Origin of the sequence: Pseudomonas sp. B111, assembly GCF_026428275.1 — a bacterium.
In the GTDB taxonomy this organism is placed as follows: Bacteria; Pseudomonadota; Gammaproteobacteria; order Pseudomonadales; family Pseudomonadaceae; genus Pseudomonas; species Pseudomonas aeruginosa.
This window is the reverse complement of record NZ_CP097857.1, coordinates 6,127,708-6,140,002: the sequence shown is the minus strand read 5'-3', so window position 1 is coordinate 6,140,002 and position 12,295 is coordinate 6,127,708. Positions and strand designations below refer to the sequence as shown.

The window sequence follows — 12,295 nt, the reverse complement described above, 5'->3', positions numbered from 1 at the left end:
TGGGCGGTCGGCTCAGCCGACCACCTTCAGGCTGCTCATGCCGTTGCCCTCGCGCTGGACCCGCACCTGGACCGGGATCCGTTCGTGCATTTCCTGGACGTGGGAAATCACCGCCACCTTGCGCCCCTGGGCCTGCAGGTTGTCCAGGGCATCCATCGCCAGTTGCAGGGATTCCGGGTCGAGGCTGCCGAAGCCTTCGTCGATGAACAGCGACTCGATGCGCAGCTTGCTCGATGCCATCGAGGCCAGGCCGAGCGCCAGGGCCAGGGAAATCAGGAAGGTCTCGCCGCCGGAGAGCGAATACACCGAGCGCAGTTCGTCGCCCATCTCGGTGTCCACCACCAGCAGGCCCAGTTCGCTGCCGCCGCGCTGCAGGCGGTAGCGCCGCGCCAACTGGCGCAACTGCACGTTGCTGTGCTGCACCAGCAGGTCGAGGTTGTAGCCCTGGGCGATGCGGCGGAACTTGTCGCCGCTGGACGAACCGATCAGTTCGTTCAGGCGGCCCCATCTACGGAACTCGGCGCGGGCTCGCTCCAGCTCGGCAAGCAGCGCCTGGCTCTGCTCGCGGCGCTGGTTGTCGGCCTGCAACTGGCTGTAGGTATCCAGGTAGGCCTGTTCGCTGGTGGCCAGGCGTTCGCGCTGTTGCCGCAGGTTGTCTTCCAGCGCCTCGCGGTCGGTTTCCGGCCGCTGCCGGCGATGCTGGAGCAGTTGCGCCTGGCGCTCTGCTTCCAGTGTCTGCTGGCGGGTGATCTCCTCTTGCAGTCGCTGCAATTGCTCCCGCCATTGCGTCGCCTGTTCCTCGGAAAGGCCGAGCAGGGCGTCGAGGCGGCTGTCGTCGAGGTTGTCCTGGCGTTCGCGCCAGGCCTGCCAGTCGGCCTGAAGGCGCTGGAACTCCTCCTGTTGGCGCTGCCGTTGCTGCTGCAGGTGTTCCAGGGCTTCGGCGAGTCGCAGTTGTTCCTCGCGCAGCGAATCCAGGGGCGCCTGGAGCGTCTCGACGGCGCTCTGCGCCGCTTGCGCGGCGTGCTCCAGCGATAGCTGCCAGTCCTGGGCGCAGGCGTGCTGGCCCAGGTGAGCGCCGAGGCGTCCGTTCAGCTCGGCGAGTTCCGCCTGGACCCTTTCCTCTGCCTGGCGGGCTTCGTTGCGTTGCTCGTCGCTTTGCTTCAGTTGCCAGCTTGATTCATCGCAGCGCTGCTTGAGCTCCTGCAGACGCTGTTCGACCTGCTGAAGCCGCGCCTGTTGCTGCCGGCGTTGCTCGATGGACTCGCCGAGGGCCTGGAAAGTCCGCAGCGGATCTGTCTGCCAGCGCTGCCAGTGCTCGTCGGAGAGCAATGGACGCAATTGCTGGCTGTCCTCCTCGACCTGCTGCTGCAAATGTTCGTAGCGCTGCCGTTGTTCCGTCAGCGCCTGCTGGCGCTGTTGCAGGATCGTCTCGGCGGCCCGCAGTTCCTGCTGCAATTGCTGGGTCTGGCGCTGGCGGGCGATCAGCCGGTCGAAGTCTCGTTGGCACTGCTGGCGCTGCCCTGCCAGGTCGTCCAGGCGTTGTGCCAGCCACTCCAACTGCGCGGACGGCTGCAGGAGTCGCAGTTCTTCCGGCAGCGTCCATTGGTCCAGTTGCCAATCGAGCGCGGCCAGTTGGCCAGTCAGTTCCTGCTGCTCCTGGCGACTCTGGTTGAGTCTTTCCCGCTGGCTGGAATAGCCCTCGCGCAGACCGACCAGGGTCTGTCGCAGCCGCTCGAGGGACTGCTCGGCGCGGACCTGCTCCTGGTCGTCGTGTTCACCGAGCGCGGCGAGCAGTTGCTCGGACTGGTGATAGGGATGCTCCTGGCTGCCGCAGACCGGGCAGGCCTCGCCGTCCACCAGGCCGGCGCGCAGTTGCTCGACGCTGGCGCTGCGGGCCAGACGTTGGCGCTGGAGCAACTCGCGGGTGACCTCCAGGGCCTGCTCCGCCGCCTTCACCTCCTCGGCGCATTGGCTGCCTTGTCGTTTCAGGTCGAGCAATGCCTGCTCCTGCTCGACCATACGCTGGTCGAGTTCGCCCAGGCGTCGAGCCAGGCCGGTGCGTTGGTCGAGGGCCTGTTGCCATTCCTTGTGGAGCGCTTGTTGTCGTTCCAGGCTATCGGTCTGCCGGCGCAATTCGTCCAGGCGTGCCGCCAGGTCGTCCGGCTCGCTGCCATGGAGGGCGGTCCATTGCGCCTGCAAGCGTTCGAGCGGTTCCCCGGCCTGGGCCAGGGATTTTTCCAGCTCGGGGAGCTGCGCCTGGCTTTCGAGCGCGCGCTGGCGACGTTGCACGAAGGCGGCGAGCTGGCCCTGGTGGGTCGCCCAGGCGTCGCCGAGCGCGGCGAGAGCCTGGCTGTCGCGCAATGCCGCCTGCAGTTGCGCCTGTTCCGCGACATGGCGCTGCTGCTCCATATCCAGTTGCCGAGCGGCGTCGCTTTGCTGGGCGTGGCGCTGGTTCGATTGCCGATGGAGTTCCTGTCGCTCGGCCAGCGTTCGCTCCAGGCGCCTGGCCTCGCTCTCCAGCTGGAAAGCCTCGCGCAACGGCGCCTGGGCCTGACGCAGATGGTTGTCGGCCTGGGCCTGGCGCTCGCGCGCCTCCTGCACGCGGGCCTGCAATCCTTGCAAGCGCTCGGCGCCCGCGGCTTGCTGCTCGGTGCGCTGCCGCTGCTGCTGCTCGGAGTGCCGGAGTTCCTGCTCGAGTTGCTTCAGGCGTTCGATCAGTCCGCGAACCGGAGCCAGGCGCTCCAGCCATTGCAGGGTTTCCCGCTCCGTCGCCAGGGCGTCCCAGGCCTGCCTGGCCTCGGCCAGTTGGCCTTGTGCGTGCTCGCAGGATTGCAGCAGCCGCTGCTCCTCGGTGAACCATTGTTGCTGGCCTTCCAGGTGCTGCAGGGCCTGTTGCTCCTGGAGACGCGCCTGGGCGTGGGATTCCAGCGCCGCCTCGAGCCCGGCCCGGGCCTGCTCGGCCAGGGGCAGGCTGCCTTCCAGGCGTTGCTCGAGTTGCTTGCGCTGCTCGTCGGCCTGGCTGGCGCGCTGATAGGCGGCTTTGCTCAATTGGCTGTACAGGCCGGTGTCGGTGAGTTTCTCCAGCAATGCGCCGCGGTCGTTGTCGCTGGCCTTGAGGAAGGCGCTGAATTCGCTCTGGGCCAGCAGCACGGCGCGAGTGAACTGGGCGAAATTGAGGCCGAGCTTCTGCTCCAGCTGTTCGCGGAACTCGCTCTTCTTGTTCGCTGCCAGCATTTGTTGGGTCTCCAGGTCCTGGAGGCTCTGCTGGCTCTTTTGCAAGGCGCCGTCCGCCTTGTCCCGGGAGCGCCGGGTTTCCCAGCGGGCGCGATAGCGGTGGCCGTCGATGCCGACGAAATCCACTTCGGCGTAGCCGCTGGCGCAACCGCGGCGCAGCAGGTTGCGTTCGTCGTTGCTGGACAGCTCGTTCCGGCCATCGGGAACCTTGCTGCTGGCCGAAGTGCTTTCCAGCCGCGGCGTGCTGCCGAACAGGGCCAGGCACAGGGCGTCCAGCACGGTGCTCTTGCCGGCGCCGGTCGGACCGGTGATGGCGAACAGGCCGGCGCTGGACAGCGGTTCGCGGGTGAAGTCGATTTCCTGCTCGCCAGCGAGGGAGGCGAGGTTCTTCAGGCGGATGGCGAGAATCTTCATGGAGCGGCTTATTTCCCCGGGGGCTCTTCAGTGGCCAGTTCGACGCTTTGCAGCAGGCTGGCGAAGTCATCCAACGCCTGCGCATCCGGGCCGGAGCCATAGGCGCTTTCCCAGGCGCGGCTGAACAGTTCCTGGGGGTTGAGTTGGTCGAGCCCAAGCAGCGGCGCCTGTTCTTCGTCGCGGCGCTGGTATTCGCTGGCGATGCGCACCAGGCGGCAAGCCTTGTCCTGCAAGGCGCTCTCGACCTGCTGGCGCAGGTCTGGTTGCGGCTGATCCAGCATGACGCGGACCTCCAGCCAGGGCCGCTGTTCGTTCAGCAGGTCGGCCTCGGCCAGTTCGCCGATTCGATCGAGCACCTCGCCAAGAGGCGCGGGGCCGATGCGCAACAGTTCCACCGCGCGTGGCACCGGGAGACTCTGCACATCCTTCAGGCGCTCACCTTCCAGGGTGACGAGGAGGACCTGGTGGCGATAGTTCACTTCGGCGAAGGACAGCGGCAGCGGCGAGCCGCTATAGCGAATGCGCTCCTGTCCGGCGACTTTCTGTGGCTTGTGCAGATGACCGAGGGCTACGTAGGCGATCTGCTCCGGAAACAGGCTGGCGGGCAGCGCTTCGACGTTGCCGATGATCAGGTTTCGCTCGGAGTCTTCGGAAACCGCGCCGCCGGCCATGTGTGCGTGGCTGACGGCGACCAGTGCCTGTCCCGGCTTGCGACAGGCTTGCGCGGCGGCAACCAGGCGTTCGTGCACCTGGCGGATACCGGCCAGGTAATCGTCGCCGAGCCCGCCTCCGGTGACTTCGGCGGGACGCAGGAAGGGCAGGGCCAGGCACCAGGCGGCGACCTGGCCATCCGCGTCGTGCAGGGGCAGCAGCAGGCGATCGCTATCGAGGCTTTCGTCTATCCAGCCGATTCGGCCGATGGCATGGGCGTTCAGTCGTTTCATCAGCGGAGCGGGCAGTTCGATGCGCGCGCCGGAGTCGTGGTTGCCTGCGATCATCACGATCTCCAGCCGCGGCAGCCGTCGATGGGCGCTGACGATGAAGTCGTAGAGGCGCTCCTGGGCTTTGAGCGGTGGATTGATCGTGTCGAAGATATCGCCCGCGATCAGCAGGACATCGGCGCGCTGCTCTTCCAGCTGGCGCAGCAGCCAGTCGAGGAAGCGCGCGTGTTCATGATCGCGGTCCTGGCCGTGCAGGGTCTGACCCAGGTGCCAGTCGGAGGTATGTATGAGGTGCATGGAACACTCGTCGAAAGCGGCGGAGCCGTGGCTCGCATTCCTTATATGAGGCAACAGAAGGAGAGGGCGGGGCAAGCCAGCCTATAAAGGAGGAATGGGGCGTCCTCTGGGCTTCCTGACCTTTGGGTTAAAAAGTTTCAAATAAGTGTTGACGCCAGTTTCTATCTCCCTATAATGCGCACCACTCCCGGCGACGACGAAGAGTAAATGCTTGAAAATCAAGGATTTACGGATTCTCTCCCAGGAGTGGTGAAGCGCTCCGGCAGGTTGTTCGCCGCAGCGGTTCGGTCCCGAAAGGGGATCGAAACGAAGCTTCACCGAGGTGCTTGACAGCGAATTTGAACGCTGTAGAATGCGCCTCCCGCTGATCGGAAGATAGTTTGAAGGTCGGCGCAAGCGGTTGAGTAGAAAAGAAAATTTTCGAAAATAACGCTTGACGGAACGAGAGGTTGCTGTAGAATGCGCGGCCTCGGTTGAGACGAAAGCCTTGACCAACTGCTCTTTAACAAGTCGAATCAAGCAATTCGTGTGGGTGCTTGTGATGTAAGACTGGTGATCGCAAGATTATCAGCAACGCAAGTAACACTCGTGAATTCGAGAGTTTTATCTCTTTTTAAGAGAATGCGATTGCTGAGCCAAGTTTAGGGTTTTATCAAAACCCAAGCAGTATTGAACTGAAGAGTTTGATCATGGCTCAGATTGAACGCTGGCGGCAGGCCTAACACATGCAAGTCGAGCGGATGAAGGGAGCTTGCTCCTGGATTCAGCGGCGGACGGGTGAGTAATGCCTAGGAATCTGCCTGGTAGTGGGGGATAACGTCCGGAAACGGGCGCTAATACCGCATACGTCCTGAGGGAGAAAGTGGGGGATCTTCGGACCTCACGCTATCAGATGAGCCTAGGTCGGATTAGCTAGTTGGTGGGGTAAAGGCCTACCAAGGCGACGATCCGTAACTGGTCTGAGAGGATGATCAGTCACACTGGAACTGAGACACGGTCCAGACTCCTACGGGAGGCAGCAGTGGGGAATATTGGACAATGGGCGAAAGCCTGATCCAGCCATGCCGCGTGTGTGAAGAAGGTCTTCGGATTGTAAAGCACTTTAAGTTGGGAGGAAGGGCAGTAAGTTAATACCTTGCTGTTTTGACGTTACCAACAGAATAAGCACCGGCTAACTTCGTGCCAGCAGCCGCGGTAATACGAAGGGTGCAAGCGTTAATCGGAATTACTGGGCGTAAAGCGCGCGTAGGTGGTTCAGCAAGTTGGATGTGAAATCCCCGGGCTCAACCTGGGAACTGCATCCAAAACTACTGAGCTAGAGTACGGTAGAGGGTGGTGGAATTTCCTGTGTAGCGGTGAAATGCGTAGATATAGGAAGGAACACCAGTGGCGAAGGCGACCACCTGGACTGATACTGACACTGAGGTGCGAAAGCGTGGGGAGCAAACAGGATTAGATACCCTGGTAGTCCACGCCGTAAACGATGTCGACTAGCCGTTGGGATCCTTGAGATCTTAGTGGCGCAGCTAACGCGATAAGTCGACCGCCTGGGGAGTACGGCCGCAAGGTTAAAACTCAAATGAATTGACGGGGGCCCGCACAAGCGGTGGAGCATGTGGTTTAATTCGAAGCAACGCGAAGAACCTTACCTGGCCTTGACATGCTGAGAACTTTCCAGAGATGGATTGGTGCCTTCGGGAACTCAGACACAGGTGCTGCATGGCTGTCGTCAGCTCGTGTCGTGAGATGTTGGGTTAAGTCCCGTAACGAGCGCAACCCTTGTCCTTAGTTACCAGCACCTCGGGTGGGCACTCTAAGGAGACTGCCGGTGACAAACCGGAGGAAGGTGGGGATGACGTCAAGTCATCATGGCCCTTACGGCCAGGGCTACACACGTGCTACAATGGTCGGTACAAAGGGTTGCCAAGCCGCGAGGTGGAGCTAATCCCATAAAACCGATCGTAGTCCGGATCGCAGTCTGCAACTCGACTGCGTGAAGTCGGAATCGCTAGTAATCGTGAATCAGAATGTCACGGTGAATACGTTCCCGGGCCTTGTACACACCGCCCGTCACACCATGGGAGTGGGTTGCTCCAGAAGTAGCTAGTCTAACCGCAAGGGGGACGGTTACCACGGAGTGATTCATGACTGGGGTGAAGTCGTAACAAGGTAGCCGTAGGGGAACCTGCGGCTGGATCACCTCCTTAATCGAAGATCTCAGCTTCTTCATAAGCTCCCACACGAATTGCTTGATTCACTGGTTAGACGATTGGGTCTGTAGCTCAGTTGGTTAGAGCGCACCCCTGATAAGGGTGAGGTCGGCAGTTCGAATCTGCCCAGACCCACCAATTGTTGGTGTGCTGCGTGATCCGATACGGGGCCATAGCTCAGCTGGGAGAGCGCCTGCTTTGCACGCAGGAGGTCAGGAGTTCGATCCTCCTTGGCTCCACCATCCAAACAATCGTCGAAAGCTCAGAAATGAATGTTCGTGAATGAACATTGATTTCTGGTCTTTGCACCAGAACTGTTCTTTAAAAATTCGGGTATGTGATAGAAGTAAGACTGAATGATCTCTTTCACTGGTGATCATTCAAGTCAAGGTAAAATTTGCGAGTTCAAGCGCGAATTTTCGGCGAATGTCGTCTTCACAGTATAACCAGATTGCTTGGGGTTATATGGTCAAGTGAAGAAGCGCATACGGTGGATGCCTTGGCAGTCAGAGGCGATGAAAGACGTGGTAGCCTGCGAAAAGCTTCGGGGAGTCGGCAAACAGACTTTGATCCGGAGATCTCTGAATGGGGGAACCCACCTAGGATAACCTAGGTATCTTGTACTGAATCCATAGGTGCAAGAGGCGAACCAGGGGAACTGAAACATCTAAGTACCCTGAGGAAAAGAAATCAACCGAGATTCCCTTAGTAGTGGCGAGCGAACGGGGATTAGCCCTTAAGCTTCATTGATTTTAGCGGAACGCTCTGGAAAGTGCGGCCATAGTGGGTGATAGCCCCGTACGCGAAAGGATCTTTGAAGTGAAATCGAGTAGGACGGAGCACGAGAAACTTTGTCTGAACATGGGGGGACCATCCTCCAAGGCTAAATACTACTGACTGACCGATAGTGAACCAGTACCGTGAGGGAAAGGCGAAAAGAACCCCGGAGAGGGGAGTGAAATAGAACCTGAAACCGTATGCGTACAAGCAGTGGGAGCCTACTTGTTAGGTGACTGCGTACCTTTTGTATAATGGGTCAGCGACTTATATTCAGTGGCAAGCTTAACCGTCTTTCATATATTACACACATCAGTGGGCAAGCCTTGAACCGTATTAGGGGCTAGGCGGTAAGCGGAGAAACGGCAGATCACTGATCACAGTGAGGGACGTGTTGACGCGTGCGTGGGTATAGACCCGAAAACGGCCGCGGGGCGGGATACACACACATTCCCCGCAGGGAGCAAGGGTGAAGGTCTTATGCGTACACCACTGGAACGGGAGGGGACCCGCCCACGAAAACCCCACTACCCGTGTTCTGAAAAAAGGGTCACTGGGAGATGCGGAGGCTTTTGATGGGATCGGAAGGCATCACATTGAGTGGCAAGTACTAATCAAGCTCGGGATGTAATAGCACGGTATACCTCATCCGAAGACTATCTTGAAGCCGTGACGCGACCTAGGTAGCACAACTTAAGTGGGGGGTAGAGCCCATGTTAACGGGACTAGGCGCCTACAGAGTCCATCCCACGAGACTTACGCACAACACGATGCGACACTACCGGAATAAGCCCACGAGACGCATCCGGCAGTTTCTGGCGCGCTATGGCGGCGCCAGCAATCCCCCACGGCGGCACCGTGACTCAAACGTCCGTCGTGGAAACGGGCAAAACAACCCGACCGCCCAGCCTACAGGTCAAAGTCTGTCCGCGGACCTGTACAGTGGTTAAAACACGTATGTGGGCAGGCTTACGACAGCTGAGGATGGGCTTGGTCCTTCAGAATGCAGCCACCCTTTAACAGGAAAGCGTCATCGCCCTCGCCTAGTTGTAGTGTCGGCCCGTCCGCGCTTGCGGGATAAGCATCGCCTAACGGCGGCTCAAAGACCCACACAAGATACCACGAAGGCTGCGGTGTGCAAACGTGTAAGTGAGCGCCAGGTGAGAGGGAGCGTGCTGTAAGCTATGCGCGTGGAAAGGTTGAAGTGGAGCGTAATGGCTGTGCTGGATTGGCATAGTCAGTACTAGTGCGGAAGATGACTGACACCAAACAAATGCCGAGAGTACACAGCGGAGACAGAAGGGTGTAAGAAAAAAAGAGAACACCCACGCACCCAGAAAAGACCAATGGGTTTCTTGCAGCAACGGTAATAGACGCAGGGTTAGTCACGGCTCACTAAGGCAGAGGATGTGAGAAGCGGGGTAGCCGGTCAAAAGGATGCGATGGGAAACAGGAAATAAATAATTCAGCCAAACCGGTACGTCGGTTATCCTTGCTGAGAGTGGGGAATGCGCACTTCTCTCATGGGGACGGGAGTTACTAAGGCTCTGAGCTCGATGCACCTTGGGGACCTGCCTTCGACGTGTGTAACATAGAGTCTTAAGGTGCCGGTAGGCTGCGAAAATCTTAGGTAATATCCGGGTCGTATGTCAAGGCACCCAGGGATAAGACGCCTGATGACGAAGTCGTCCTTTTAGATGACGAACGGTGTGTTCGATTGCCCTGTTGCTTCCTAAGTAAAAGCTTCTAAGACTCCAGGTGATACCAGGAAGACCGTACCCACCAAACCTGACAACAGGGGATGAGGGGATCTAGGGCTAAGAGGATACCTAAGCGGCAATCTCCGCTTCTGACGAGAAACCTCGGCTGCGTCGACCGAGAAAAATCGTACGCTGCAAGATAATTCCATCTGCCCTAGGTGGGCACGCCCTCAGTCAGTTACGAACTGTCGTTGGGGAAGCTAATGCAGTACAAAAGCCAGCCCTGCGCTGGCTGACGGATGAGATGCGTCAATCTGCAACCGCAGCCATGGCAAGGATTTTATATCGTTCAGTGTAGTTAATTCTTTCTTTCCTCTGTTCTCCCTCCTTCCCTCCAGTTTGGTTTCGTGTCGAACGCTATATCTAGTCTTGCCGCAAAATGATGCTAAACCAGGCCGTCCCGCCCTTCAAACCCCGCTTAGACTCCGGCCGGCCGCCCCCCCCCCACGACCCACTTCCCTTTCTCACGACGGAAGGTCGACGTAGAGGGTGGCTCCGTATTATGCCATCCAGTTCACGTCACCGAGTTCTCTCTGAAGCGCCGGGTATTCCTTCTAACCCTGGTAGCACCCCCTGTGTACGGTTTGAGGGGATACAGGTTCCTGGTGACCTCGGAAGGCCTTAAGGATAAGCTTTTCGTGGGAAAGCATGGCATCAAACCACTCGTCAGACATAAAAAAGGGACGACTCGTTTCCAATCCAGCCTCGGCCTTGATAAACCCCGGTATGCTCACACCTGAAGGAATACTTTCAGCACCTTACTCCACCTTAAACTTATGGGTACACACGAACAACGCAAGCATCGGCCTAGATTCTCGCATCGGTCCTCCCGTCGCACAGTACATCCAGCATCAGCATACAGCGAAGTAATTAACCGGCGTTTTCCCATCGCACTACGCGCTTTTCCATGACTCGTTGGCCTATAGGAAACGATCTAAACAAAAAGAAAACAAATACGACCTGCGTCGATTAACGTTGCGCAGGAACCCTTGGTCTTTCGGCGTGGGTGTTTTTCACACCCATTGTCGTTACTCATGTCAGCATTCGCACTTCTGATACCTCCAGCAAGCTTCTCAACTCACCTTCACAGGCTTACAGAACGCTCCTCTACCGCGTCACTTACGTGACACCCGCAGCTTCGGTGTGTGGTTTGAGCCCCGTTACATCTTCCGCGCAGGCCGACTCGACTAGTGAGCTATTACGCTTTCTTTAAAGGGTGGCTGCTTCTAAGCCAACCTCCTAGCTGTCTAAGCCTTCCCACATCGTTTACCACTTAACCACAACTTTGGGACCTTAGCTGGCGGTCTGGGTTGTTTCCCTTTTCACGACGGACGTTAGCACCCGCCGTGTGTCTCCCATGCTCGGCACTTCTGGGTATTCGGAGTTTGCATCGGTTTGGTAAGTCGGGATGACCCCCTAGCCGAAACAGTGCTCTACCCCCCAGAGTGATACATGAGGCGCTACCTAAATAGCTTTCGAGGAGAACCAGCTATCTCCGAGCTTGATTAGCCTTTCACTCCGATCCACAAGTCATCCCCTACCTTTTCAACGGGAGTGGGTTCGGTCCTCCAGTCAGTGTTACCTAACCTTCAACCTGCTCATGGATAGATCGCCCGGTTTCGGGTCTATACCCAGCGACTAAACGCCCTATTAAGACTCGCTTTCGCTACGCCTACCCTATACGGTTAAGCTTGCCACTGAATATAAGTCGCTGACCCATTATACAAAAGGTACGCAGTCACCTAACAACGCTACCTATACGGATTAAGGCTTCGCCCAGGAAAGATAAAGTCGCGACCCAAAATATACAAAAGGCATACGCCAGTCCAACTAAACTCGAAGTAGGCGGCTCCACACTATCGCCTTGTACGCGATACTGGCACTCATGGGTTGCTATTCTTTCCACCCTCCCCTCTCCCGGGGTTGTCATATTCTGGCGGTGAACTTTCCCTCACCACCCAGCGTACTGGTGGCAACGATCACGGCTCCAGGGGCACGCCGAGGTAGTCATTAGACACCCTGTGAGGTGGTCCCCCCCCCGGTTCGACATAAGCTGTCTCGTGCTCCGTCCTACTCGATTTCACTTCAAAGATCCTTTCGCGTACGGGGCTATCACCCACTATGGCCGCACTTTCCAGAGCGTTCCGCTAAAATCAATGAAGCTTAAGGGCTAATCCCCGTTCGCTCGCCACTACTAAGGGAATCTCGGTTGATTTCTTTTCCTCAGGGTACTTAGATGTTTCAGTTCCCCTGGTTCGCCTCTTGCACCTATGGATTCAGTACAAGGAAACCCGACGGTATCCATACGAGCGGGTTCCCCCATTTCACACGAGATCTACGAGACGACAAAGTCTCGTATTGCGCCCGTAGGCTCCCGAAGCTTTACGCGCACGGTACCACGTCCGTCTTTCATCGCCTCTGACTGCCAAGGCATCCACCGTATGCGCTTCTTCACTTGACCATATAACCCCAAGCAATCTGGTTATACTGTGAAGACGACATTCGCCGAAAATTCGCGCTTGAACTCGCAAATTTTACCTTGACTTGAATGATCACCAGTGAAAGAGATCATTCAGTCTTACTTCTATCACATACCCGAATTTTTAAAGAACAGTTCTGGTGCAAAGACCAGAAATCAATGTTCATTCACGAACATTCATTT

At 57.9% G+C, this 12,295-nt stretch carries 2 protein-coding genes, 2 tRNA genes, 1 rRNA gene and 2 other annotated features; of the genes, 3 read left to right on the top strand and 2 right to left on the bottom strand.

Annotation, left to right across the window (positions count from 1 at the left end):
- Positions 1-12: 12 nt before the first annotated feature.
- Positions 13-3,648 (bottom strand): AAA family ATPase, encoded by a 3,636-nt coding sequence (locus M6E97_RS28480; protein WP_034005836.1) that lies wholly within the window; start codon positions 3,646-3,648, stop codon positions 13-15.
- An 8-nt stretch (positions 3,649-3,656) separates the two neighbouring features.
- Complete coding sequence (locus M6E97_RS28475; RefSeq protein WP_034005834.1) at positions 3,657-4,886, bottom strand: exonuclease SbcCD subunit D C-terminal domain-containing protein; 1,230 nt, start codon at positions 4,884-4,886, stop codon at positions 3,657-3,659.
- A gap of 671 nt (positions 4,887-5,557) precedes the next feature.
- Here M6E97_RS28475 and M6E97_RS28470 point away from each other — a divergent pair.
- The 3 genes from M6E97_RS28470 (at position 5,558) to M6E97_RS28460 (ending at position 7,338) form a co-directional block, all read left to right on the top strand.
- A 16S ribosomal RNA gene (locus M6E97_RS28470) occupies positions 5,558-7,093 on the top strand.
- 64 nt (positions 7,094-7,157) lie between these two features.
- Positions 7,158-7,234: transfer RNA gene (locus M6E97_RS28465), tRNA-Ile, on the top strand.
- 28 nt (positions 7,235-7,262) lie between these two features.
- Positions 7,263-7,338 (top strand) — tRNA-Ala (locus M6E97_RS28460).
- 239 nt (positions 7,339-7,577) lie between these two features.
- Positions 7,578-8,079, top strand: a sequence feature (23S ribosomal RNA rRNA prediction is too short).
- A 2,412-nt stretch (positions 8,080-10,491) separates the two neighbouring features.
- Positions 10,492-12,094, bottom strand: a sequence feature (23S ribosomal RNA rRNA prediction is too short).
- Positions 12,095-12,295: the final 201 nt, after the last annotated feature.